The sequence below is a fragment of the Plantactinospora sp. GCM10030261 genome (assembly GCF_042666615.1).
Taxonomy (GTDB): domain Bacteria; phylum Actinomycetota; class Actinomycetes; order Mycobacteriales; family Micromonosporaceae; genus KBS50.
Window position 1 is genome coordinate 579,767 of record NZ_JBHTDD010000001.1, and the last position, 22,924, is coordinate 602,690.

The window sequence follows — 22,924 nt, forward strand, 5'->3', positions numbered from 1 at the left end:
GAACATCCCCGTCCGGGAGGTGTTCTCATGGTTCGCGCCCGTCGCGTTCGGCGATGGCCGGCAGGGCGCGGACGAACGACGCGAGGCTCTTGCCCGGTTCACCGTCGAGAACCCGGGCGGCCAGCCCGAACGGGAACCCGGTCACGCCGAGCACCGAGATCGCCGGGCCGGTGCGTGAGCCGGCGGTCTTGCCACACCGATCAAATTCGATGTCGGCGTACTTGGGGGGGTCCGGGCGGTCCGGACACCCCAACTACGCCGACATCGAGTCGATTATGAGAGCCCAGCCGGGACTCATTGACGTGACTGGTGACCGGCATCCGCTCGGCGAGGGCCAGTCCGCTCTCGACGATTCTCGCCGGTGGCGGACGAGCAGTACCTCGTCGTCCCTGCGGCAGGTGGCGTACGCGGTCAGCCGGAACGTCCCGATCGTCATGCTAGGAACGCTTGCGGGCGCGCAGGGCGAACGTGGTCGGGACGGGGGAGCCGCCCTCGGTGAACCGGTCGAGGGTCAACCCGGCCGCCAAAACGTGGTGCAGCAGGTCGGGCAGGGGCCAGTGACTGGCGCCGACCCGGTTACGTACCCCCTCGGTGGTCCACGAGTCGGTGGTCCAGTGGCCGTCGAGGTAGCCGGGCCGGATCACCACCGCGGTCGGGTCGGTATGGTCGGCGAAGCCGCCGCAGAAGCACGGATGCACGCCGATGTGGACGAACGTGCCGCCGTTGGACAGCACCCGGGCCGCCTCGCGCAGCACCGCCGGGTAGTCCGGCAGGTCGGTGTGTGCCATCACGGTGACGACCGCCGGCAGCGAGCCGTCCCGGAACGGCAGCCGGGCGGCGTCCCCGCGCGCCACGGGCAGCCGGCCCCGGGCGTACCCCAGCATCGCCGCGGACAGGTCCACCCCGACGGGCGTCCAGCCGAGTCCGCGTAGCTGTTCGGCATGGATCCCGGTGCCACAGGCGATCTCCAGGCAGGGACCGCTGCCCGGCCCGAGGAGTTCGGCGAGTCCGGCACGGACGCCGATCGGATCGCCGTCGGCCTGTCGGGGCAGGAACTCCTGCTCGTACCAGTCGGCTATCTCGTCGTACGCGGCCACCGGTGCCATCGGGTCACCCTTTCACGCGGTCGGATCGAATGGTGGCCCGCCGCCGGGGGTCCCGGGCGGCCGGCCCGCTACGGTTCACGGCGTCGGAGGGCTCGTCGGGGAGTCCCAGACGACCAGGATGAACAGGAAGAACAGCGCGCTTACCACCCCGAAGCCGGCCACCAGCAGCGAGGCCAGGGCCATGCCGTGCGCCTCCTTGCTCTTGAGCGCACGGAAGCCCAACGGGAGAGCCGCCAGCGAGAGGATGCCGCCGAAGCCGTAACAGATCGAGGCGGGCAGCGCCATCAGGGCCAGGAGCAGCGCGGCGGTGGCCATCCCGCGTCGGTCGCCGACGGGTGCGGCGGGCGTGGCGACGGCCGGTGGTGAGGATCGGGGGTCCCAGTGGAACCGCGGTGGCAGGTCGGCCAGGTGCCGGACGATGTCGCCGACGGTGACGGCGGAATGCACGGCCACCGTCCGTTGGTCGTACTCCTCCAGATCGAGGAAGCCCTCGGCGAGCGCCTTCGACAGCTGGTCGGCGGCGGCCGTCCGCTGCGCCGTGCCGACCCGCTCGTTGGGGTTGCTGAGCGCGTCATGCTGGTGCAACCGTCTCTCCTCAGCTCTGCGGGTGGCGGCCCGTGCCGCTGTTCGGGCCTGTTCCCGGTCGGCGACCGGGGAACAGGCCCGTCGCGCCGGTGCGAAAGTCTACCCAGGACGGCTCCCGGCGAGCGGCCCGCACCGGTGGACGGACGATGGTCCGTCGGCCGCCTCGACCATGGCCACCACGACGTCGACGAGCGCGGGATGACGGACCGCAGTAGCCGAAGCCCGACCAGGTAGGAGGTGGGGTACCGAGGGAGTACCGCAGGCGTATGAGGCGGCGCGTTGGTCGGGTGGCCTGGATAGCATTTCGGACATGGATCTTGTTGAGGCGCGGCGGCTGTGGGATCCGCAGCCCGGTTGGCTGAACACGGCGAGCTACGGGCTGCCGCCCCGGCCGGCGTGGGAGGCGTTGCGGGCGACGCTGGAAGACTGGCGGGTGGGCCGGACGTCCTGGGAGGGTTGGGACGAGTACGTCGCGCGATCGAGGGCCGCCTTCGCCCGGCTGACCGGGGTTCCGGTGTCCGATGTGGCCATCGGCGGCACCGTGTCCGGGCTGCTCGCGCCGATCGCCGCAGCGCTGCCCGTCGGCGCCACCGTGCTGGTCGCGGAGGAGGAGTTCACCTCCAACCTGTTTCCCTGGCTGGCGCAGGCCGAGCGGGGGGTCGAGGTCCGGACCGTGCCGCTGGCCGGGCTGCTCGACGCGGTCGACGCCAGCGTGGATCTGGTGGCGGTGAGCCTGGTCCAGTCGGCGGACGGCAGGGTGGCGCCCTACCGGGAACTGGCGGCCGCCGCGTCGGCCGCCGACGCGTTGCTGGTCGTCGACGCGACGCAGGCGTGCGGCTGGCTACCGTTCGACGGCACGCTCGCCGACGTGGTGGTCGTCCACGCGTACAAGTGGTTGATGGCGCCGCGGGGTGCGGCGTTCGGATACCTGGGGCCGCGGGTGCGGGACCGCACGATCGCGTCGGCCGCCGGCTGGTACGCGGGCGCGGACGTGCACGAGTCGTACTACGGGCTGCCGCTGCGGTTGGCGGACGGGGCCCGCCGCTTCGACACCTCGCCCGCGTGGTTCAGCTTCGTCGGTGCCGCGCCGGCCATGGAGTTGCTGCTCGACGTCGGTCTTCCGGCGATCCGGGCGTACAACGTGGGCTTGGCCAACCGATTCCTCGCCGGGCTCGGCCGACCTGCCGGCGACAGTGCCATCGTCGCCGTCGACGTGCCGGACGCGGAGCGGCGGCTGCGCTCGGCCGGGGTGCGCGCGGCGGTGCGCAACGGCCGACTGCGGGCCTCGTTCCACCTCTACTCGACCGACGCGGACGTGGACATGACGCTGGCCGCGCTCACCGGATGATCCGGTGAGCGCCGCCAGCGTGCGGACTGGCCGGGTGCCTGGGGTCGGCGCGGCACGGGCCGGTGATCGGGTCAGCGCGCGTGCCGGCGGGCCTTGACGATGGTGTCGATGATGCTCCAGACCAGCACGATCGCGATGCCGACAAGCGTCAGGTTGGTCACCAGTTCCGTGCCGCCCTCGCGCAACCAGGCGAAGCGGTCGATGAGCGCCGGATTGAGCAGCCTCTCGGAGAGCAGCAGCCAGACGACCGGGACGGCGAACGCCAGTTGGACGGCGACGTTTGCCGCCACCAGCGGCCAGGTCCACCGACCCACCCGGTACTTCACGATCTCGAAGGCGGCACTGACCAGCAGGACGGCCAGCACGACCGGCAACCAGAAGGTCCACAGGTCGGGGTCGAGGATCGGGATGTCCGTGCCGGAACCGCCGTCGACGAAGGACTGGTAATGCTGCCACGGGAACCAGGCGGCGAAGAGCAGGATCATCGCGATCGAGGCGGCGGTGTCGACGAGCGAGATGTCCCGGTCGACGGGCGTGTCGGGCAACCGGTCGACGGTCCACCGCGGCAGGTCGACCGTGGCGTTGGTCCATTCGAAGATCGCGAACACGAGGGTCACCCAGAAGGAGATCTGCACCGCGACCTGGAAGGCGACCACGACGCCGGCGCCGACGGCTCCCGCCGGGGCGTCACCGTCGGTCGCCTCGACCACGGCCACCACGACTCCGACGAGCGCCGGGATGAAGGACAGCAGCAGGCGCAGCAGCCGCCACCAGACCAGGTAGTAGGTGGGGCCGATGAGGTACAGCTGGCGGCCGGCGTACCGGGCGGCGAGCTGGTCCGGGTCGCCCAGCTCGGTGAGGACGTCGCGCTCGGCGGCGGTGCGGTCCGCACCGGCCGCGGTGCGGTCGGAGATCATGTCTTCGATGGAGGCGCGTAGCTCGTCGGCGATCTCCGTGCGACGCCCGGCCGGCACGGCGCGCAGGGTGGCGGCGAGGTACCGCTCGGTCAGGGTGGTCATCGGTCGGCTCCTTCGATAAGGCCGGTAAGTGAGGTCTGCACGGCGGCGAGGTCGTCGAGGAGCCGGCCCAGCAGCGTCTCGCCCTCGTCGCTGGTCCGGTAGAACTTGCGCGGCCTGTTCTCCTCGGTGTTCCACTCGCTGGTGAGCAGGCCCTGCTCCTCCAGCCGGCGCAGGAGGGGGTAGAGCGTGTTGGCGTCCACCGGGAAGCCGTGCCCGGTGAGCCGTTGCAGCAGCGCGTAGCCGTAGTCGGGCCGGCGCAGCGCAACCAGGCTCGCCATCACCACGGTGCCGCGGCGTAACTCCTGAAGGTGAGTTCGCAGCACGTCCTCGTTCATGTCTCACACCATACTGTGTGTCACACACTAATGTCTATGGCACTCCGTAGTGCGAGATACGACAGTGGGTTGGAAGACACGAACGCATAGGCCGGCTTCGACGGTGGCGGGCCACATGAGCGCAACGCCCCGGTGACCGGTGGTCGCGTTGACGCTCCACCCGGCCCGTCGAGGGTGGCGCCTCAGCCCGGTTCCAGACCCCGGAATGTGTGGGACGTCGACATAGTTAGCCGTCGCTGCCTTCCGTAGGTTTCTGCGAACACCTGTGACACCAGTCACCGGAAGTCGGGAATGCTGCGAAGGGGAGGGCGATGGCGGGCCAAGGGCTGCTCACCGTACGCGGACTGACGAGAGACTTCCGGGGCTTCCGCGCGGTCGCGGGGGTGGATCTCGACGTGGTCGACGGCACGGTGCACGCCCTGGTGGGCCCCAACGGCGCCGGCAAGACCACCCTGTTCAACCTGCTCACCGGCTTTCTCCGACCCACCTCGGGACGGATCGAGCTGGATGGCCGGGACGTCACCGGCCTGCCGCCCGAACGGATCGCCCGGCTCGGCGTCGCCCGGTCCTTCCAGATCACCAGCCTGTTTCCCCAGTTGTCCGGCCAGGAGCACGTCGAACTGGCGCTGCAGAGCCCCAGCGGACTCGGCTGGCGGTTCTGGCGCTCGGCCAAACTCATGCGCCGGTACGCCGACCGGGCCCGCGAACTGCTGGACATGGTGGGCCTCGCCGACGTCGCCGAGGTGCCGGCCGAGGCGCTCGCCTACGGCCGGAAACGCGCCCTGGAACTCGCCATCGCGCTGGCACTGGAGCCGCGGGTGCTGCTGCTCGACGAGCCGACCGCCGGTATGGGCCTGGAGGACGTGGACCGCACCGTCGAGCTGATCCAGCGGGTCCGGCAGGGCCGCACGGTGGTGCTCGTCGAACACAACATGAGCGTGGTGGGGCGGCTCGCCGACACGGTCACCGTGTTGCAGGCCGGCAAGGTGCTGGTGGAGGGGCCGTACCAGGAGGTCCGGGCGGACCAGCGGGTGATCGCCGCGTACCTGGGGGAGAGCAGCGACAGTGACGACGGCGCCGGCACCGGCCGTGCCGCGCAGGGAGGGACGGCGCATGCTGCGCGTTGACGACCTGTCCGCCTGGTACGGCGAGGCGCAGGTGCTCCGCGACGTGAGCCTGCACGTCGAGGCCGGCGAGGTGGTGACCCTGGTCGGCCGCAACGGCGCCGGCAAGACCAGCCTGCTGCGCTGCGTGATGGGTCTGCACCGGCAGCAGCGCGGCCGGATCGAGCTGGCCGGCACCGACCTCGGCCGACTGCCGGCGCACCGTCGAGCCCGCGCGGGCCTCGGCTGGGTGCCCGACGACCGGGGCAGTTACGCCAGCCTGTCGGTGGTCGAACAGCTGACCCTGCCCGCCGTGGTCGGACCGGACCCGTGGCCGCTCGACCGCGTCTACGAGGCCTTCCCGATCCTGTACGAGCGGCGCGCCGCCCCGGCCACCACCCTCTCCGGCGGTGAGCAGCAGATGCTCGCGCTGGCCCGGGTGCTGCGGATGGGGGCCCGACTGCTGCTCTGCGACGAACCGACCGAGGGCCTGTCACCGCTGCTGGTGCAGAAGGTCGGGGAGATCCTCCGGCAGGCCAAGGAGCACGGGGTCACGGTCCTGCTCGTGGAGCAGAACCTGCATTTCGCGACAGGCGTCGCCGACCGGCACTACCTGCTGGCGCAGGGCAGCGTCGTCGAGGCGATGGACAACTCCGAGGTGCGCTCCCGGGAGCGCGAGCTGCTGACGTACCTCGGAATCTGACAGAAAGCGACCGCGAGCCGCGCGCCGACGCGCGGAGGTGGAGGGATTGGCAATGCGTGCAACCGCGGGTCTGGCCGGCGCCGCTGCCCTGATGATGCTGGCCGCCGGGTGTGGCGGCGGCGGGCCGCAGGGATCCGGCGACAGCAAGCTGACCGACGACAAGATCGTGCTGGGGGTGCTGAACGACCAGTCCGGCGTCTACGCCGACCTGTCCGGCAGGAATTCGGTGAAGGCCGTCGAGATGGCGATCGCCGACTTCAAGGCCAAGCACGGCGACAAGGCGGTGACCAGCGACATCTCGGTGGAGACAGCCGACCACCAGAACAAGCCGGACGTGGCGAACAGCAAGGCCGCAGAGATGTACGACCGCAAGGGCGTCGACGCCATCCTCGACGTGCCCACCTCGTCGGCCGCCCTCAAGGTCGCCGACATCGCGAAGACGAAGAAGAAGCCGTACTTCAACATTGGCGCCGCCACCACCGAGCTGACCGGCAAGAGCTGCAACAAGTACACGTTCCACTACGCGTACGACACGTACATGCTGGCCAACGGCACCGGTAAGACGGTGACCGAGCAGGTCGGCAAGAGCTGGTACATCCTGTACCCGAACTACGCCTTCGGCCAGGACATGGAGAAGAGCTTCTCGGCGGCGATCACCGAGGCGGGCGGCACCGTGGTCGGCAAGGACGGGGCGCCCTTCCCGAACGAGTCGGGTGACTACTCGACCTACCTGCTGAAGGCGGCCGGGCTGAGCCCCAAGCCGGCCGTGCTGGGCACCATGCAGGCCGGTGCGGAACTGGTGAACGTGGTGAAGCAGTACAACGAGTTCAAGCTGCGGGACAAGGGCGTCAACCTGGCCGTCGGGCTGATGTTCATCACCGACGTCCACTCGCTGACCCCGGCCGCGCTCGCCGGGACCACCTACACCGACGCCTGGTACTGGAACTTCGACGAGGAGAACCGCGCGTTCGCCGACCGGTTCCTCAAGGAGACGGGTGTCCGTCCGACATTCGCACACGCGGCGAACTACTCGGCGGCGACCCAGTACCTGGAGGCCGTGCAGGCAGCCGGTAGCGATGACGGCGACGCGGTGGTGAAGCAGTTGGAGGGCAAGACCGTCAACGACGTGTTCCTGCGCAACGGCAAGTTCCGGGCCGAGGACCACCGGGTGCTGCACGACGCCTACCTGGCCCAGGTCAAGCCGGCTGCCGAGGTCTCCGAGCCGTGGGACTACGTGAAGATCCTCAAGACCATCCCGGCAGAGGAGGCGTTCCGGGCGCCGAGCAGCGAGTGCCAGATGTCATGACGGGTTTCCTGCAGAACACCTTCAACGGGTTGGTGAGCGGGGCGTTCTACGCCCTGCTCGCCCTCGGGCTGGCGGTCATCTTCGGAATGCTCCGGGTGGTCAACTTCGCCCATGGCGCCTTCTACATGCTCGGCGCCTTCGGGGCGTACGTCCTGCTCACCGAGGCCGGCGTGTCGTTCTGGTGGGCGCTGCTGATCGTGCCGGTGGTGCTCGGGCTCGTCGGCATGGCGCTGGAGCGGGCCTTCATCCACCGGCTCACCCGGCTGGACCCGCTGTACAACTTCCTGCTCACCTTCGGGCTCACCCTGGTCCTGCAGGATCTGGTGAAGTCCCGGTACGGGGTGCAGTCCAGCCCGTACGAAACGCCGTCGGCGTTGACCGGGACGGTGAACCTCGGGCTGTTCCAGTTCCCCACCTACCGGGTCTTCATCCTGGCCTTCGCGGCCGCCCTCTGCGTTGCCGTGTGGTGGTTGCTGGGGCACACCCGGATCGGCATGATCATTCGGGCGTCGACCGAACGTCCCGAGCTGACCCGGGCGTTCGGTATCGACGTCGGGCGGTGGGTCACGCCCGTATTCGGTTTCGGCATCGCGCTGGCCGGGCTGGCCGGGGTGCTGGCGGCGCCGATGCGGGCGGTGAACCCGCTGATGGGGGCCGACCTGATCATCGTGGTCTTCGCCGTCGTGGTGATCGGCGGACTGGGGTCGATCTTCGGCTCGGTGGCCGCCGGGTTCGCGATCGGGCTTGTCCAGTCGTGGAGCCTGGTCTACCTGTCCGACTATCCGATCATCGGCCAGACCATCGTGTTTCTGGTGATGGCGGCCGTGCTGCTGTGGCGCCCGGCCGGACTGTTCGGCCGTGAGGAGGCACCGGCATGACGCAGGCACCCAGCACCTCCGACGGGACCGCGGCAGTCGGCGCGCCACCGGCCGCCGACGACAAGCCCGGCAGCGGCCGGCCGGCACCGTCGGTGCTGGCCGCGGTCGGCACCGCGCCGTCCTGGCTGCGGTACGCGTTGCTCGCCGTCGGCCTGGGCGTCGCGCTGTGGCTGCCCAACGGGCTGTATCCGGCGGTGGCCGTGGACATCCTCTGCTGGGCGCTGTTCGCGGTCGCCATCGACCTGCTGCTCGGCTTCACCGGGCTGCTGTCGTTCGGGCACGCCGCCTTCTGGGGCACCTCGGCGTACGCCACCGGGATGGTCGCGATCGAGTTCGGCGTGCCGTTCCCGGTGGCCGTGCTCGGTGGCGCGGTGGCCGCCGCGGTGTTGGCCGTGCCGATCGGCTACCTGGCGGTGAAGCGCACCGGAATCTACTTCGCCATGGTCACCCTGGCGTTCGCGCAGATGATGTTCGCGGTCGCCAACGAGTGGCGGGGGTTGACCGGGGGTGAGAACGGGTTGCAGGGCATCCCCCGGGAACTCGCCGGGCTGGACCTGTCCGACGAGTACTACTTCTACTACGCGGCGCTGCCGATCGTGCTGCTGGCGTTCCTCGCTGCCTGGCGGATCGTGAACTCGCCGTTCGGTCGGGTGCTGGTGGGCATCCGGGACAACCCGGCCCGCGCTCGGGCGCTCGGCTATCCGGTGCACCGGTACAAGTTGACCGCGTTCGTGCTGTCGGCGTTCCTGGCCGGCCTCGGCGGCGGTCTGTTCGCCATCGGCCACCAGTTCGTCTCGCTGGACGTGCTGCACTGGACCACCTCGGGCGAGGGTGTGATCATGGTGGTGCTCGGTGGCATCGGCACCCTGTGGGGTGGAGTGCTCGGCGCGGCCCTCCTGGTGCGGTTGGAGGACTGGCTGTCGTTCTCCGGCTTCGACACGATCGGGCTGGTCACCGGGACGATCTTCGTGCTGGCGGTGCTGCTGTTCCGGCGCGGCCTGTGGGGGACGGCCGCCGATCTGGCCCGCCGGTACGCCGCCCGCCGCCGAGGCTGACCCGGGAAGGGGTCCCTCGTCGACGCATCACGTTGACGAGGGACCCCTTCCCGCATCCGGGCGCGGGGTCACCGGCGAACTTCCTGGGAGGACGTAGCGACCCCGGGGGGTGCGGCACGGTGCGTATCGGAGCGCCATGGGACACGGACCATTCGGACCGGACGCGGCTGGCGGCGGCCGCCGGCGAACTGGACACGGATCGGGTGGCGGTGCTGACGGTGACGATCGGGCGGCGGCGTGGCGTGGTCGCCCTGTGGGAGCGGGTGTGCGTACCGCTGCTGCGCGAACTGCGCGGGTCGGACGGTGTGGGCGTCGCGGTCGAGCATGCCCTCTCCGAGGGCATCCGGGCCGGTTTGGACCGGCTCGCCCGGACGGTGGGCCGGCCCGGGGCACCGGCCGGGGTGCTGCTGGCCGGTGCCGACGAGGAGGCGCACTGCCTCGCGCTGCACGCTCTCCGCGTCGCCCTCCGTGAGCGGGGGCAGGGCAGTCTCTTCCTGGGCGCGGCCGTGCCCTGGCCGGCGTTGCGTGGGGCGGCACGGCGGATCCGGCCGCACACCGTGGTCGTCTGGGCACAGACCACCCGGACCGGCCGCCGGCCCCCGCTCGACGCGCTCGCCGCCGACTGCCGGTGGGCCCGGGTCTACGGCGCCGGACCCGGTTGGTCCACTGTGGTGCCGCCGGTCGGGTCGGCCGTTGATGGCGCGATACCACCTGTCGGGTCGGCCGTTGATGGCGCGATACCACCTGTCGGGTCGGCCGTTGATGGCGTGCTGCCGCCCGCGTCCGCGTGGCTCTCCTCGCTTCCGGTCGCGCTGCTGGCCTGCCGGGTGCCGGGAGACGTGAATCACATTCGAAACGAAACGGTACCGTATCGCTAATCCGCTCCCTAGGCTGCTTCCCTAATACGAGTCTGTTCCGTATCGGATTTCAACGGGGTTCCGATCCCGCCGAGCCGACCGAGCCGACCGATCCGAATCCGCGGAGCAACCTGGGGGAAGCGGAGACATGGAGCTACGAGACAACACCGGGCATCCCCGCCGCTGGGCGATCCTGGGTGTCCTGGTCGTCAGCCTGCTGGTGGTGGTGCTCGACAACACGATCCTGAACGTCGCGCTGCGTACGCTGGCCGACCCGGTGCGCGGGCTGGGCGCCACCCAGGGCGAGCTGGAGTGGTCGATCAACTCCTACACCCTGGTCTTCGCCGGTCTGCTGTTCACCTTCGGGGTGCTCGGTGACCGGTTCGGCCGCAAGCGGTTCCTGCTGTTCGGGCTCGCGCTGTTCGGCCTCAGTTCGCTGCTGTCCGCGTACGCCCAGTCGCCCGGACAGCTGATCGCGGCGCGCGCCATGATGGGCTTCGGCGGCGCGGCCATCATGCCCGCCACCCTGTCGATCATCTCGAACGTCTTCGACCCCCGCGAGCGGGCGAAGGCCATCGGCATCTGGTCCGGCGCGGTCGGACTGGGCGTGGCCATCGGGCCGATCCTCGGCGGGGCACTGCTGGAGCGTTTCTGGTGGGGCTCGGTCTTCCTGATCAACGTGCCGGTGGTGCTCGGTGGCCTGCTGGCGGTGGGGCTGCTGGTCCCGGAGTCGCGGGATCCCCGACCGGGGCGGATCGATCTGGTGGGCGTGGCCCTGTCGGTGGTCGGCCTCGTCGCCCTCTCGTACGGCATCATCGACGGTGGTGAGCACGGCTTCGACCGGGGCGTGGTCTGGGCGGCCATCCTCGGCGGCCTCGCGGTGCTCGCCGGCTTCGTCGCCTACGAGCGGCGGATCGACCATCCATCGCTGGACGTGCGGCTGTTCCGGGTGCCCCAGTTCGCCGCTCCCGTCGCGGTGATCGGGTTGGTCTTCTTCGCCGCCATGGGCGTCATGTTCTTCAGCTCGTTCTATCTGCAACTGGTCCGCGGCTACACCCCCCTGCAGACCGGCCTGCTGTTCCTGCCGTTCGCCGTCGCCCAACTGGCCTTCGCGCCGCGCAGCGCGGCGATGGTCCGGCGATTCGGGGCCCGCGCCGTCTCGGCGGTCGGACTGACCCTGACCACCACGGCGTTGACCGCGTTCGCCCTGGTCACCGCCGACACTCCGATCTGGGTGGTGGGAGCCGTGTTCTTCGTGCAGGGCGTCGGGATGGCGAACATCATGCCGCCGGCCATGGAATCGATCATGGCTGCGCTTCCCCGTGAGCGGGCCGGGGTGGGTTCGGCGGTCAGCAACACGGTCCGGCAGGTCGGCGGTGCGCTCGGCATCGCGGTGCTCGGGTCCGTCCTCGCGGCCGTCTACCGCGACCGGATCGCCGACACCACCGGGGCGCTGCCCGTGCCGGCGCGGTCCGCCGCGAACGAATCCATATCCGGGGCATACGGCGTGGCCGGGCGACTCGGCGACGGCGGCGCGGCTGTGGTGTCCGCCGCGAACGACGCGTTCGTCTCGGCCATGCACTGGGCGGCCGCCCTGTCCGCGATCATTGCCGCGGCCGGCATCATCGTGGTGCTGCGCTGGATGCCCGGCCGTCCCGCGCGGCCGCCGGTCGAGCCGGAACCGGTGGGCGAGCCGGAACTGGCCACCGCGTGAGGGGTCGGAAACAATGGGGGACATGACCTCCACCTCCACGGACGCTCCGCGGTCGCCCGGGCGGCCGCGGAGCGTCCGCGCCGACGAGGCGATCGTCGACGCCGCGCTCGACCTGCTCGCCGAGGGGAGCACGATCGAGGCGCTGTCGATCGAGGCGATCGCCACCCGGGCCGGAGTCGGCAAGGCCACCATCTACCGACGGTGGCCCGGCAAGGAGGCGTTGCTGCTGGACGCGCTGCGGACGCTCAAGGGCCCGCCGCCCGAGCCGGCCGGACGCAGCGTCCGGGAGGACCTGATCACCCTGCTGACCGCGGCCGGTCGCCAACCCGATCCGCGGGCGGTCCGGATCATGCCGTGCCTGGTTCCCGAGGTGCACCGCAGTGCCGAACAGCACCGGCTCTACCAGGAACTGATCGAGCCACGCCGCCAGGCCATGCGCGAGGTGCTGCGTCGCGGCGTCACCACCGGTGAATTGCGGCCGGACATCGACGTCGAAGTCTGCATGATGATGATCACCGGTCCGATGTTGATGCACCGGTTGCTGCGGTGGCGCCCGGACATCGAGGACCGGGAACTCGCGGAGCGGATCGTGGACGCCATCTTCGCCGGGCTGACGGACTTGACCACGCGGGTGGCACCGGGCGGCGTCCATTCCGCGCCCGCCGATTCCGCGCCCGCCAATTCCGCGCCCGCCGATCCGGCGCCCGCCGATTCCGCGCCCGCCGGCGATGGCGAGGCGGTCCGATGACCCGCGACGAGGTGCTGGCGTTCTGCCTGGCCAAGCCTGGTGCCTGGCAGGATATGCCGTGGGAGGGCGACGTGGTGGTGAAGGTCGGCCCCAAGATCTTCGCGTTCTTCGGCGACGCCGGCCCCGCCGCCACGATCGGGGTCAAGTGCGGGCCGAATCGGGACGTGGCCGACGAGTGGCTGGCCCGCTACCCGGACGACGCGTCGGTGATGGCCTACATCGGTCGGTCCGGCTGGAACACGCTGCGCATCGGCGGCGCCATTCCGGACGACGAACTGATCGAGGCGGTCGACGCGTCGTACGCGGCGGTCGTCGCCAAACTCCCCAAACGAGACCGCCCCCCAACCTGACCCACCCGTCCCGCCACCCCACGCCACCCCCGCGCCATCTGCGGTGATCTTGCACTTTGGGTTGCGTCAAAAGGGTAGGAGAGCCATAAAGCGCCAACCCAAAGTGCAAGATCGGTGGGGGTGGGGGTGGGGGTGGCGCGGGTGGGGGTGGGGGTGGCCGCCGGGGGGAAGAGGTCCGCGATCGCGCGGGCGGTCGCCGTGGCCTCGGTGGTCGGGAAGTAGTGACCGCCCTCGACGACCCGACTGGACAGCACCCGTTCCGGCGGCAACCGGGACGCCACGGCGGCCGGGGTACAGAGCTGGTCACCGGCACCGATCAACACATGCACCGGAACGGTGACCGGACGGTCCAGCCCACCGGGCGCGAGTGCGACGTCCCGGCGGAACCTCGGCAGCAGCAGGCGGGCGATCTCCTCCTCGGTCAGCGACGTTTCCGGGAGCAGCCCGACCCGGCGTAGCCCGGCGATGAGGCGCGCGTCGTCGGTCGCGGTGAGCAGGTCGCGGACCGTCGGATCCGGATGCAGCGGCGGTGCGGCGAGGAGAATAGGCGTCTTGGCCAGGTCGTCGCCGGCCACCTCGGCGAGCCGGACGGCCAGCACCGCGCCGAGGCTGTGGCCGAGCAGCACGGCCCGGTCGGAGACGTGCGGCCGGAGGGCCCGCCACCAGCTCTCCGCCGCCTGGTCGAGATCCACACCGACGGGGTGGCGGGCCTCACCCGCCACCACCCGCCAGCCGGCCGGCAGGGCGACGGCCAACGGAGTGAACGAGCCGATCGATCCGCCCGCGTGCGGGATGCAGATCAGGGTGCGGTCCGACCCGTCCCGCAGCACCCGCACGGTCACCGTCACCCGGTCACCTCGGCCGCCCGCAGCTTGAACCGGGCCAGTTTGCCTGTCGACGTCACCGGCAGCTCGTCGACGACCCGCACCGCGACGGGCCGTTTGTACGGCGGCAGCCCGGTGCGGAACGCCTTCCAGGCCGACCGGCGCAGTTCATCCCGGTCCGTGTCGGAGGACGGCACCAGGTAGGCGACAGCCTGTTCCAGTCCGTGTTCGTCGCGCGTCCCGACCACCGCGCACTGGCCCACGCCGGGCAGGTCGCGGACCGCCGCCTCGATTTCGAACGGCGAGACTTTGTATCCGCCAAGGTTGAGCAGATCGTCCCGGCGGCACAGGTAGCCGATCCGGCCGTCCTGCTCCCGCCGCACGATGTCGCCGGTGTACGCCCCGCCGTCGGCGAATGTCCGCGCGGCGGCCTCCGGACGGTCCAGATATCCTGCGGCGACCGACGGACCGGCCACGTGCAGCCGCCCGTCGACGCCGTCGGGCAGGACGTGACCGTCGTCGTCCCGTACGGTAAGCGTCACACCGGGCACGGCGGTGCCGGTCGAACCCGGTTCGGTGCCCCGGGTGGCCACAACGATGTGCAGTACCTCCGTCGCCCCCAGCCCGTTGACCACCGGGACGCCGAAGGTGCGGGTGAAGTCCGCGCAGACCGGCGCGGGCAGATGCTCACCGGCGGACACGGCCAGCCGCAGCGAGCCGAGTTCGGGTGGCTCACCGGCACGCGCCCGGTCCAGCAGTGCCGCGTACACCCGGGGGACGGCGCAGAGCACCGTGGGCCGGTGCCGGGCGATACTGGCCGCCACTCCGTACACGTCGGGTGGTCCCTGCCGCAACACGGCGCTGGCCCCCGCCGCCAGCGGAAAGAGCAACGAGTTGCCGAAGCCGTACCCGAAGGATAGCTTCGCCGTCGACAGCACCCGATCCTCCGGACGCAGGTCGAGGAGGTGACCGAAGCCGTCGAGCACCGCCTCGATGCCGGCCGCCGTGTGCAGCACACCCTTCGGCACGCCGGTGCTGCCCGAGGTGTACTGGATCAGCACCACATCGGACGGTGCGACCACCACGGCCGGTGGCGGCTCTATCGGCTCCGCCGCGTCCGGATCCGCCCAATCGGGACCGCCCCGCGGGACCGCCAGCGGGCCGTCGGTCGGCAGCGACGCCGCTGCCTTGGCGTCGAGGTGCAGGTACCGGGCGCCGCAGTCGCCGGCGATGAACGCCACCTCCGTCGCGGTGAGCATCGAGCTGACCGGCACCGCCACCATCCCGCGCCACCAGAGGGCGAGGACCGCGACCACGGTGGTGATCGCGTCGTCCGCCACCACCAGGCCCGGCCCGCCGGCGATTCCGGCCCGGTCCAGGCGGGTCGCGTACGCGCGCACCGCCCGGTGCAGCTCGGCATAGCTGATCCGGCGGTCGGTGTCCAGATATGCGGTCGTGCCGCCGGCCGTCGCTATCCGGTGACCCACCAGCCGCTGAACCAGATCGACAGTTGTCATGACCAAACCTCCATGCAGGACGCGGTGCCGGCCGGCTCGACCGCAAGCGCGAGAACCGCCGGCTGGCCCGCCGCGCACAGGGTGGCCGCGCAGACCACGGCGAGGAAGCCGCCGGCGGCGCCGAAGTCGCCCAGCTCGCGCTCGATGTGCCAGACGGAACCGGCCAGTTCGGTGAGCGCGTCGGCGACCGCTGGGTCAGGGCTGGCGAGCACCACTCCGGCCACCGGGCCGGCCGCGTGGACAAGCTCACGTACGCCGTCGAGCCCGTGTACCGGATCGAAGCCGACCCGGCGGGACCGGCGGAGGGTGACCGCCCCGGCGACGCCAGGAGCGAGGGCCAGGCAGGCGGACCCCTCGGCTGGCGCCAACCCGTCGGACACCCCGGCGAGGCTCCATCTGCTGGTCACCGCCGAACCGCCGACCAGAGCGCAGGATGCCTCACCCGCGGCGAGGAGATGACCCGCCTCGATCACCGCGGCCATCCCGGCCGTCACCCCACCGACAAGCGTCTCGACCGGGCCGGTGAGCCCGAGCCGGATCGAGACGGTCGAGGCGGGACCGTTGTACGCCGCGAGGGGTGCGAGGATCGGACTGGTCAGCCCGGGATCGAGCAGTGCGGCGTCGAGGCAGACGCCGGCGTATTCCGGCAACCCGGCGGTGGAACTCGCCCACAGCACCGCCGTGGCGTCCGGGGCTTGCTGGACCGCCTCCGCCTCCGCCTCCGCCTCCGCCGCCTCCGCCCCCGCCTCCGCCGCCTCCGCCGCCGCGGCGAGGGCGAGCAGCGATTCGTGCGGCCAGTTGCGCAGCCCGCGCGCCGGAAGCCCGGGGGGCAGCCGAGGCTCGACGGAGGCGGGCACCCACCGATCGACCGGCGGCAGGTCGGTGTTCGCGGCGGTGAGGCTCCGCCCCGCTCCGGGAACCGGCACCTCGCCGGTGAGCTGCCGGATCAGGTCCGCCGGCGCGGTCACCCCCGGCATCCTCAACCCCAGCCCGCCAACGGCGAGTACGGTGCCGTCAGGCGTCATCGTCACCCTCCCGGCCGAGCAGCAGGGTGGTCACGCCGCCCCCGAACCCGGCCGCCGGACTGGCGACCAAGCGGACCGGGACCCGGCGGCCCTCAGCGGGAACCAGGTCGATACCGGCACACTCCGGGTCGGGGCGGTCCAGGGTGACGTTGCCGGGAATCAGGTCTCCGGCCAGCGCGCGTACCGCGATAACCGCCTCCAGCGCGGCGGCGGCGCCCACCGCGTGGCCCAGCTGGCCCTTGAGCGAGGAGACCACCGGCGGCCGGCGGCCGGCCAGCCCTTTGGCGGTGGCCCGCGCCTCCACGCCGTCGTTCGCCGGGGTTCCGGTGCCGTGCGCACAGACCCAGTCGATCTCCTCCGCCTGCCGGCCGGCCCGTCCGAGGAGCGTCTGCAGGGTGGTGACGAGCGCGGCGCCGTCGGGATGCGGATGGGTCATGTGGTAGGCGTCGGCTGACGACGCGCAGCCGAGCAGGCGGGCCCGGGGGCGCCCGCCCCGGGCGGTCAGTCGGTCGGCCCGCTCCAGGACCAGCACACCGGCGCCCTCCGCCGGCACCGTGCCGCGCCGGGCCACGTCGAACGGCCGGACCACGTCCGGAGCGAGCGCCCGCAGGGCGGTGAACATCGCGAAGACCTCCAGCGACAGTTCGTCCGCCCCGGCACAGATCGCCACGTCCACCTCGCCGGCCCGGACAGCGCGGTAGCCGGCGGCGATCGCCGCGTTGCCCGCTGAGCAGCCCGACGCGACCAGCACGGTCGGACCGGTGACCCGGACCACGCGGCGCACCACGTCGAGCAGCGTGCCGGGTCGGGCCCAGGCCCGGCCGCGCACCGCGAGCCCACGCGGACCGATCCCCCGATCCAGCAGCGGCCGGGTCGCCATCACCGACCCGACGAAGATGCCGACCCGCTCCCGGGTATCCGACCGGAGATCGCCACGGCCCGCCGGCCCGACCCGGTCACCGGACGTCGGCCCGACCGGCGTTCGAGACGCCGGCCCGACCCCGCCACCGGACGCCGACCCGACAAGCGTTCCGGCGCGGCTGGAAAGTGCCGGTTCTCCGGGTGACCGGCCAGCGTCGGCCAACGCTTCCAGGGTGGCCGCCGCCAGATACCTGGCGGCCAGTGACTCGTGCGTCGGCACCAGGTCGTCCAGCCCGGCCAGTGCGCCGGCCGGCACCTCACCCACCTGGCAGGTCGGGTATCCGGTGAGGTCGAACCTGCTCGCCGGACCGGTCAGCACGGCGTGGTCGCGCACCGCCGCCCAGAGCGCGTCGGCACCCAGACCCGCCACCGAGACCGCTCCGATTCCGGCCACCGCCACCGCCCGGCGGCCTTGCGGCGCACCGTCGTCAAGCAGCAATGGACACGCCCCGGGCCCGCAGCACGGTCAGCGCGTCGGCAAGGGTGTTCAGGTTCGCGGCCTCCTCGTCGGTGAGACGCACGCCGGTCCGCCTTTCGATCCGGACGACAAATTCGATCTTCTGTAGCGAGTCGATTCCGAGATCCTGATAGAAGTCGGCGTCATCCGTGACCTCGGCCGGGACGACCTCGAACGCGTCGGCCGCCAGGTCACGCAGGTCGGCAGCTGAAATTTCGTTCATCTTTTGCATGTCGACCCACTCCTCGTTCCGGTCCCATACCGCCCATGAGCCCCGGCTCGGGATGGATTTTCCACTGATCATTTTTTCTTTGCCATCGGTCGATATGTTGATGTCATTCTGGCGATATCGACCGCCCCTCCTGGCCCGGTGTCGGTGTGGCGATGCCCCTATCCTGGGTGACAATGTGCATCTGTGTCGCCACTCAGCGCAGTCGGGCGGATCGTCCGCGACTCGCAGGTTCGGCGAATATCCGCAGCTCAGATACCCTGGAACGGCTCCAGAGTCAGCCCCGCGCCGCCATCCCAGGGAGTCCCCTCATCATGAGTGTCGGCCCTCGATCCACCGATCCGTCGACCACCACGCCCCCGCCCCGAGCGACCCCGGACCGGGAGGCCATGGCCAGGCTCGACGCCCTGCTTCCCCGCCCACTCCGGGTGGAACAGCTGGCCGGCGCGGCATATCGCCTCACCCCCGAGACCACCATCCGGGCCACCGCCCAGCCGGACGCCCTGGACGTCGCGGAGCACCTCGCCGACCTGCTGCGCGGACCCACCGGCTATCCGCTGCCGGTGACCCCCGCCGGGGTGGCGACCGCCGACGGGGACATCACCCTGCTGCTCACCGACGACGCCGCCGAACCCGAGAGTGCCGGCGCCGAGGGCTATCAGCTGGACGTCACCGCCGACGCGGTCACGCTCCGCGGCCGCACCGCCACCGGGCTGCACCACGGCGTGCAGACGCTGCGCCAACTCCTGCCGCCCGCCGTTGACGGCCGTACCGCCCCAGGCCCGTGGACGGTGCCGGGCTGCCGGATCGCGGACCATCCCCGGTACGCGTACCGGGGCGTGATGCTGGACGTGGCCCGGCACTTCTTCGACGCCGACCAGGTGTGCCGGTTCATCGACCAGGTGGCCCGATACAAAATCAACTATCTGCACCTGCACCTCACCGACGACCAGGGCTGGCGGATCGCCATCGATTCCTGGCCCCGACTGACCGAGGTGGGCGGCGCCAGCCAGGTCGGCGGTGGCCCCGGCGGTTACTACACCAAGGCCGACTACCAGCGCATCGTCGGCCACGCGGCCCGCCGGCGGATCACCGTCGTTCCGGAGATCGACGTACCGGGGCACACCAACGCGGCGCTCGTCGCGTACCCGGAACTCGCCCCAGGCGGCCGCGCCCCGGTGGCGTACACCGGCACCGACGTCGGGTTCAGCGCGCTCGACGTGACGAACGGCCGGACGTACACGTTCCTGACCGACGTCCTCGGCGAAGTGGCCGAGCTGAGCCCGGGCCAGTTCCTCCATCTCGGCGGCGACGAGGCGTTCACCCTGCCGCCCGGCGCCTACACGGACTTCGTGAACCGGGCACAGGCAATCGTCGCGGCCACCGGCAAGCGGGTGTTGGGCTGGCACCAGACCGCCCCGGCGACACACGTCGACGGCCGGGTGTTGCACTACTGGGGCACCACGGCCGAACAGGCGCCGGTGGCCGACGCCGTACGCCGAGGGGCTGGGGTACTGCTCTCCCCCGCGGACCGGTGCTATCTGGACATGAAGTACACCGCCGACACTCCGATCGGCCACGACTGGGCCGGTCATATCGAGACCCGGCGCGCGTACGACTGGGACCCCGCCAGCTACCTGGACGGCGTACCGGCGGAAGCGATCCTCGGCATCGAGGCGCCACTGTGGACGGAGTCCGTGACCACACCGACCGAGATCGAGTTCATGGTCTTCCCGCGGCTGCCCGCCATCGCCGAGTTGGGCTGGTCACCGGCCGCCGGGCGGGACTGGTCGAACTTCCGCGCCCGGTTGGCGGCCCAGGCAACCCGCTGGCGGGCGGCCGGCATCGCGTTCCATCATTCGCCCGAGGTGCCCTGGCCCGCCCCGCGCACGGCGGCCGGTGTCGAACCCACCTCGACTCCCGCCGCCCCGTCCGCCGGAACGATGGCCGCGGCCGGACCGCCGGTTCCCACGCCCCGCGATCCGGCCGACGACGCCCCGGTCGGCTAACCACGTCAATCGAGGGCGGGAACCGCGGCCTGTCGCGAGGTCGCGGACGTGTCCGCGCGGTTGGCCCGGCGGACGGTGAGGCAGCCGAGGACCGCGAGCACCGCGAAACCCACGAGCACGAACTGCGCGGAGCGAACCATTGATGGTGCGCCGAGGTTCACCAGCACCCCGCCCAGCGCGGAACTGAGCGACAGGGCGACCAGTTCGACCGTGTTGGCGCCGGCCGCCGCCTTGCCCCCCGCCACGGAATCGCCCGACACGCTCATGGTCGCCACGATCAGATGCGGGAACGCGATGCCGATGCCGACACCGGCGACGATCAGGCCGATGAACCAGGTGGCGATGGTGAGTGCGCCCGCGTCCTCCCGTTGGCCCAGACCGGTCACGGCGAGACCGACGGCCAGCACGGCGGGGCCCAGCACGCGCAGCCGGCGCACGATCCGCGGGTCCGAGACGTTGGCACTGAAAATCATGCTCGTCGACCAGCCGACGGACACCGCGGCGCCGAGGAAGCCGGCCGCCAGAGGTTCGAGGCCACCCAGGCGCTGACCGAACAGTGGGGTGAACGCCTCCGTGGCGGTGCCCGCCGCAAGGATGGCGATCGTCAGGTAGAGCCACCTCAACGGACTGTTCGCCGCGTACGTCGTGGCCGGTAGCACCCGGGCGGGCCCTCGGCGCTCCCACACCACGAACGCGACGAGCAGCGACGCCGCGACCAGGCCCGCCGCGACCAACTGTCCGGGCCGGGTCAGCAGGCTGGCGACGCTGATGACGACGGTGGTCCCGGTCAGTAGCGCCAGGGAAAGGACCGGCATCGGTTCGACGACTTCCGAGCCGCCCCGGTTCGGCAGCACCCGCGTCGCCAGGACCGCGACGAGCGCGCCGATCACGGCGAGCACCACGAACGCCATCCGCCAGGCGGCGAACTGGGCGAAGAGGCCGCCGATGGCGGGACCGGCCAGGGTGCCGACACCCCACATGGCCGAGACCAGGGCGGTCGCTTTCGCCCAGAGGTTCTCCGGCAGCACGGCCTGCACCACCGCGTAGCCGAGCCCGGCGAGGATGCCCCCACCCACGCCTTGCAGCGCACGGCCGAGGAGCAGCACCTCCATCGTGGGGCTCACGGCACAGAGGAGCGTGCCCGCGATGAAGGGTGCCAGCGCGATCAGGTACGCCATTGTGGGTCCGCGCCCACCCAGCAGCCGGCTGACGAGCATGGAGGAGATCACCGAAGCGATCATGAATACGGACGTGCTCCACGCGTAGAGCCGTTCTCCTCCGATCTCATCGATCGCCGTCGGCAACAGGCTGGTGGTCAGGAAGATGTTGATGGCGTGCAACCCGACGCCGCCGGCAAGGACGACGGACGTGCCGACGTGCCCGGGTCCGAGGAGGTCGCGCCAGGTTCCGCTCGGTGGCTCTGTAACGGTGGACATGCGGCCAACCTAAGATCTCAAGGAAACTTGAGGTCAATTCGCCATGGTGGAGGTCACGCGTGTCCAAGGAACCGGACGACGAACTCACCATTGGCGACGTGGTGCGGCGCACCGGCGTCGCGGCGTCGGCGCTGCACTACTACGAACAGCTCGGCCTCATCTCCACCAACCGCACAGCCGGCAACCAGCGCCGCTATCCCCGACACATGCTGCGGCGGGTCTCCCTGATCCTGGTTGCGAAGCGGCTCGGCATCGGTCTCGCCGACGTGAGCGAGGTGTTCGCCACCCTGCCGATGGACAGCATCCCCACCGCCCGCGACTGGAAGCGAGTCTCCCGACGCTGGCAGATCATGCTGGAGGCGAGGAAGCGCGAGATCGAGCAGTTGCAACGGGAACTGACCGGGTGCATCGGCTGCGGTTGCCTGTCGATGGAAGCGTGCCGGCTGCTCAACCCGGAAGACGAACTCGGCACCCAGGGGCCCGGTCCTCGCCGGCTCGATGCCCGACCGGACAGGAGCGGGCGGGCCCGGTCCACCACGCCGCGCCACGGCAGTACGGCGACCGAGCAGCAGGAAAGGGCCGCTTCGACACCCGGACGAGGCAGCCGACGGGGCTGAGCCGGTCAGGGACGACGCCGGTCCAGGCCGTCGAGGAAGATGTCAAGCCCGGCAGCGAACCGGTCCGCCTCGTCGCCCGCGAACAGCTCGCCGAGAACCGCCACGGTGTGCGGGAACCGCTGTTCCGGTAAGGCGCGGTAGTACTCGGCGACCTGGTTCCACCGCTCGGTTCCCGACGCGGCGGAGAGCCGGCGGCGTGCTACGTCCAGCGCGTCGGCGGTGACGTAGAGGGAGAGGCGGTCGACCACCCAGGCGCTCACCCGGTCGTCGAAGCCGGCGGTACGGAGGATCGCGAGCAGCCCCTCGGCGATGCGCACGGGGTTGCCGCCGACCGGTCGACCGGAAAGGGCGACGGCGGCGATGTCGCCGTGTCCGAGCAGGACCCGGCGCACCTCGTGCGCCAGTTCGCGCAGCGGCCGGCGCCAGTCGTCGGCGTCGGGAGGCGGGATCCGTACCTCGCCGAGCACCTGATCGAGAACCAGTTCCAGGAGTTCGTCCTTGCCTGCGACGTGCCGGTAGATCGACGACGGGCCGGTCCCGAGCGCCTCGGCCACGGTGCGCATGCTGACCGCCTCGACCCCGGCACGCTCCACCAGTTCGAGCGCGGCGGTCACGATGACGGCCTGGGTGAGCGGTGCCCTGGTCCGACCCGACCGGGCCCGCCACGGCGGGACCGGAACCGCCTCGTCGCCTCGCTGGACCATGCCACCTCTCCTGTCGTTCCCAACCTATCGGCACTCAGATCTTGCGAACGCTGTTCGCATAGTGCGAACATCGTTCGC

The 22,924-nt window shown here is 71.3% G+C and carries 22 protein-coding genes and 1 pseudogene; 12 read left to right on the forward strand and 11 right to left on the reverse strand.

Annotation, left to right across the window (positions count from 1 at the left end):
• Window positions 1-437: 437 nt before the first annotated feature.
• Window positions 438-1,106 carry a class I SAM-dependent methyltransferase gene (locus ACFQUZ_RS02900; RefSeq protein WP_377437288.1) on the reverse strand — a complete coding sequence of 223 codons (669 nt, stop codon included), beginning with the start codon at window positions 1,104-1,106 and terminating at the stop codon, window positions 438-440.
• Window positions 1,107-1,181: 75 nt separating this feature from the next.
• Window positions 1,182-1,691: a DUF1707 domain-containing protein gene (locus tag ACFQUZ_RS02905; RefSeq protein WP_377437289.1), complete on the reverse strand. Its 510-nt coding sequence runs from the start codon at window positions 1,689-1,691 to the stop codon at window positions 1,182-1,184.
• Between the two features lie 310 nt (window positions 1,692-2,001).
• On the opposite strand from ACFQUZ_RS02905, the gene ACFQUZ_RS02910 reads away from it, so the two are divergent.
• The gene (locus tag ACFQUZ_RS02910; protein ID WP_377437290.1) at window positions 2,002-3,039 is read left to right on the forward strand and encodes an aminotransferase class V-fold PLP-dependent enzyme; all 1,038 of its coding nucleotides are present in this window, start codon (window positions 2,002-2,004) and stop codon (window positions 3,037-3,039) included.
• 71 nt (window positions 3,040-3,110) lie between these two features.
• Here ACFQUZ_RS02910 and ACFQUZ_RS02915 read toward each other — a convergent pair whose 3' ends face one another.
• Together ACFQUZ_RS02915 and ACFQUZ_RS02920 are read right to left on the reverse strand one after the other, a co-directional pair.
• On the reverse strand, window positions 3,111-4,058 hold the full coding sequence (locus tag ACFQUZ_RS02915) for a permease prefix domain 1-containing protein (protein ID WP_377437291.1): 948 nt from the start codon (window positions 4,056-4,058) through the stop codon (window positions 3,111-3,113).
• Window positions 4,055-4,393, reverse strand: a complete 339-nt coding sequence (locus ACFQUZ_RS02920) for a PadR family transcriptional regulator (protein ID WP_377437292.1) — start codon at window positions 4,391-4,393, stop codon at window positions 4,055-4,057. The genes ACFQUZ_RS02915 and ACFQUZ_RS02920 overlap by 4 nt, the downstream gene beginning before the upstream one ends.
• A 311-nt stretch (window positions 4,394-4,704) precedes the next feature.
• On the opposite strand from ACFQUZ_RS02920, the gene ACFQUZ_RS02925 reads away from it, so the two are divergent.
• The 9 genes from ACFQUZ_RS02925 (at window position 4,705) to ACFQUZ_RS02965 (ending at window position 13,107) form a co-directional block, all read left to right on the forward strand.
• Window positions 4,705-5,520 (forward strand): ABC transporter ATP-binding protein, encoded by an 816-nt coding sequence (locus ACFQUZ_RS02925; RefSeq protein WP_377437293.1) that lies wholly within the window; start codon window positions 4,705-4,707, stop codon window positions 5,518-5,520.
• Window positions 5,507-6,199 (forward strand): ABC transporter ATP-binding protein, encoded by a 693-nt coding sequence (locus tag ACFQUZ_RS02930; RefSeq protein WP_377437295.1) that lies wholly within the window; start codon window positions 5,507-5,509, stop codon window positions 6,197-6,199. The genes ACFQUZ_RS02925 and ACFQUZ_RS02930 overlap by 14 nt, the downstream gene beginning before the upstream one ends.
• A gap of 52 nt (window positions 6,200-6,251) precedes the next feature.
• Complete coding sequence (locus tag ACFQUZ_RS02935; protein ID WP_377437296.1) at window positions 6,252-7,505, forward strand: ABC transporter substrate-binding protein; 1,254 nt, start codon at window positions 6,252-6,254, stop codon at window positions 7,503-7,505.
• Entirely contained in the window at window positions 7,502-8,383 is an 882-nt protein-coding gene (locus ACFQUZ_RS02940) for a branched-chain amino acid ABC transporter permease (protein ID WP_377437298.1), read from the forward strand. The genes ACFQUZ_RS02935 and ACFQUZ_RS02940 overlap by 4 nt, the downstream gene beginning before the upstream one ends.
• The gene (locus ACFQUZ_RS02945) at window positions 8,380-9,438 is read left to right on the forward strand and encodes a branched-chain amino acid ABC transporter permease (RefSeq protein WP_377437299.1); all 1,059 of its coding nucleotides are present in this window, start codon (window positions 8,380-8,382) and stop codon (window positions 9,436-9,438) included. The genes ACFQUZ_RS02940 and ACFQUZ_RS02945 overlap by 4 nt, the downstream gene beginning before the upstream one ends.
• Window positions 9,439-9,557: 119 nt before the next feature.
• Complete coding sequence (locus tag ACFQUZ_RS02950) at window positions 9,558-10,316, forward strand: transcriptional regulator (RefSeq protein WP_377437301.1); 759 nt, start codon at window positions 9,558-9,560, stop codon at window positions 10,314-10,316.
• A gap of 127 nt (window positions 10,317-10,443) precedes the next feature.
• Window positions 10,444-12,009, forward strand: coding sequence for an MFS transporter (locus ACFQUZ_RS02955; protein ID WP_377437302.1), 1,566 nt, complete (start codon window positions 10,444-10,446; stop codon window positions 12,007-12,009).
• Window positions 12,010-12,031: 22 nt separating this feature from the next.
• On the forward strand, window positions 12,032-12,757 hold the full coding sequence (locus tag ACFQUZ_RS02960; protein ID WP_377437304.1) for a TetR/AcrR family transcriptional regulator: 726 nt from the start codon (window positions 12,032-12,034) through the stop codon (window positions 12,755-12,757).
• Window positions 12,754-13,107 carry an MmcQ/YjbR family DNA-binding protein gene (locus ACFQUZ_RS02965; RefSeq protein WP_377437305.1) on the forward strand — a complete coding sequence of 118 codons (354 nt, stop codon included), beginning with the start codon at window positions 12,754-12,756 and terminating at the stop codon, window positions 13,105-13,107. Before ACFQUZ_RS02960 ends, ACFQUZ_RS02965 begins: the two co-directional genes overlap by 4 nt.
• A 188-nt stretch (window positions 13,108-13,295) precedes the next feature.
• On the opposite strand, the pseudogene ACFQUZ_RS02970 reads toward ACFQUZ_RS02965, so the two are convergent.
• The 5 genes and pseudogenes from ACFQUZ_RS02970 to ACFQUZ_RS02990 form a co-directional block, all read right to left on the reverse strand.
• Window positions 13,296-13,955 (reverse strand): annotated as a pseudogene (locus tag ACFQUZ_RS02970) (thioesterase II family protein); the annotation flags it as partial.
• Window positions 13,952-15,448, reverse strand: a complete 1,497-nt coding sequence (locus ACFQUZ_RS02975) for an AMP-binding protein (protein ID WP_377437306.1) — start codon at window positions 15,446-15,448, stop codon at window positions 13,952-13,954. The gene ACFQUZ_RS02975 and the pseudogene ACFQUZ_RS02970, both read right to left, overlap by 4 nt.
• Window positions 15,445-16,473, reverse strand: coding sequence for a beta-ketoacyl synthase N-terminal-like domain-containing protein (locus ACFQUZ_RS02980; RefSeq protein ID WP_377437307.1), 1,029 nt, complete (start codon window positions 16,471-16,473; stop codon window positions 15,445-15,447). Before ACFQUZ_RS02980 ends, ACFQUZ_RS02975 begins: the two co-directional genes overlap by 4 nt.
• Entirely contained in the window at window positions 16,463-17,788 is a 1,326-nt protein-coding gene (locus ACFQUZ_RS02985) for a beta-ketoacyl synthase N-terminal-like domain-containing protein (RefSeq protein WP_377437308.1), read from the reverse strand. Before ACFQUZ_RS02985 ends, ACFQUZ_RS02980 begins: the two co-directional genes overlap by 11 nt.
• A gap of 34 nt (window positions 17,789-17,822) precedes the next feature.
• Window positions 17,823-18,155, reverse strand: a complete 333-nt coding sequence (locus ACFQUZ_RS02990) for an acyl carrier protein (RefSeq protein WP_377437310.1) — start codon at window positions 18,153-18,155, stop codon at window positions 17,823-17,825.
• 101 nt (window positions 18,156-18,256) lie between these two features.
• Here ACFQUZ_RS02990 and ACFQUZ_RS02995 point away from each other — a divergent pair, with 101 nt between their 5' ends.
• On the forward strand, window positions 18,257-20,089 hold the full coding sequence (locus tag ACFQUZ_RS02995; RefSeq protein ID WP_377437311.1) for a beta-N-acetylhexosaminidase: 1,833 nt from the start codon (window positions 18,257-18,259) through the stop codon (window positions 20,087-20,089).
• A 5-nt stretch (window positions 20,090-20,094) separates the two neighbouring features.
• Here ACFQUZ_RS02995 and ACFQUZ_RS03000 read toward each other — a convergent pair whose 3' ends face one another.
• Window positions 20,095-21,525: an MFS transporter gene (locus tag ACFQUZ_RS03000; RefSeq protein WP_377437312.1), complete on the reverse strand. Its 1,431-nt coding sequence runs from the start codon at window positions 21,523-21,525 to the stop codon at window positions 20,095-20,097.
• Window positions 21,526-21,584: 59 nt separating this feature from the next.
• On the opposite strand from ACFQUZ_RS03000, the gene soxR reads away from it, so the two are divergent.
• Window positions 21,585-22,142 (forward strand): redox-sensitive transcriptional activator SoxR, encoded by a 558-nt coding sequence (soxR, locus tag ACFQUZ_RS03005; protein ID WP_377437314.1) that lies wholly within the window; start codon window positions 21,585-21,587, stop codon window positions 22,140-22,142.
• A gap of 5 nt (window positions 22,143-22,147) precedes the next feature.
• Here soxR and ACFQUZ_RS03010 read toward each other — a convergent pair whose 3' ends face one another.
• Window positions 22,148-22,846 (reverse strand): TetR/AcrR family transcriptional regulator, encoded by a 699-nt coding sequence (locus ACFQUZ_RS03010; protein ID WP_377437315.1) that lies wholly within the window; start codon window positions 22,844-22,846, stop codon window positions 22,148-22,150.
• Between the last annotated feature and the right edge of the window lie 78 nt (window positions 22,847-22,924).

Coding starts and splice junctions, on each gene's coding strand:
- ACFQUZ_RS02900 (WP_377437288.1), bottom strand. CDS start 1,106: ATGGCACCGGTGGCCGCGTACGACGAGATAGCCGACTGGTACGAGCAG.
- ACFQUZ_RS02910 (WP_377437290.1), top strand. CDS start 2,002: ATGGATCTTGTTGAGGCGCGGCGGCTGTGGGATCCGCAGCCCGGTTGG.
- ACFQUZ_RS02915 (WP_377437291.1), bottom strand. CDS start 4,058: ATGACCACCCTGACCGAGCGGTACCTCGCCGCCACCCTGCGCGCCGTG.
- ACFQUZ_RS02920 (WP_377437292.1), bottom strand. CDS start 4,393: ATGAACGAGGACGTGCTGCGAACTCACCTTCAGGAGTTACGCCGCGGC.
- ACFQUZ_RS02925 (WP_377437293.1), top strand. CDS start 4,705: ATGGCGGGCCAAGGGCTGCTCACCGTACGCGGACTGACGAGAGACTTC.
- ACFQUZ_RS02930 (WP_377437295.1), top strand. CDS start 5,507: ATGCTGCGCGTTGACGACCTGTCCGCCTGGTACGGCGAGGCGCAGGTG.
- ACFQUZ_RS02935 (WP_377437296.1), top strand. CDS start 6,252: ATGCGTGCAACCGCGGGTCTGGCCGGCGCCGCTGCCCTGATGATGCTG.
- ACFQUZ_RS02940 (WP_377437298.1), top strand. CDS start 7,502: ATGACGGGTTTCCTGCAGAACACCTTCAACGGGTTGGTGAGCGGGGCG.
- ACFQUZ_RS02945 (WP_377437299.1), top strand. CDS start 8,380: ATGACGCAGGCACCCAGCACCTCCGACGGGACCGCGGCAGTCGGCGCG.
- ACFQUZ_RS02955 (WP_377437302.1), top strand. CDS start 10,444: ATGGAGCTACGAGACAACACCGGGCATCCCCGCCGCTGGGCGATCCTG.
- ACFQUZ_RS02960 (WP_377437304.1), top strand. CDS start 12,032: ATGACCTCCACCTCCACGGACGCTCCGCGGTCGCCCGGGCGGCCGCGG.
- ACFQUZ_RS02965 (WP_377437305.1), top strand. CDS start 12,754: ATGACCCGCGACGAGGTGCTGGCGTTCTGCCTGGCCAAGCCTGGTGCC.
- ACFQUZ_RS02975 (WP_377437306.1), bottom strand. CDS start 15,448: ATGACAACTGTCGATCTGGTTCAGCGGCTGGTGGGTCACCGGATAGCG.
- ACFQUZ_RS02980 (WP_377437307.1), bottom strand. CDS start 16,473: ATGACGCCTGACGGCACCGTACTCGCCGTTGGCGGGCTGGGGTTGAGG.
- ACFQUZ_RS02990 (WP_377437310.1), bottom strand. CDS start 18,155: ATGATCAGTGGAAAATCCATCCCGAGCCGGGGCTCATGGGCGGTATGG.
- ACFQUZ_RS02995 (WP_377437311.1), top strand. CDS start 18,257: ATGTGCATCTGTGTCGCCACTCAGCGCAGTCGGGCGGATCGTCCGCGA.
- ACFQUZ_RS03000 (WP_377437312.1), bottom strand. CDS start 21,525: ATGTCCACCGTTACAGAGCCACCGAGCGGAACCTGGCGCGACCTCCTC.
- ACFQUZ_RS03010 (WP_377437315.1), bottom strand. CDS start 22,846: ATGGTCCAGCGAGGCGACGAGGCGGTTCCGGTCCCGCCGTGGCGGGCC.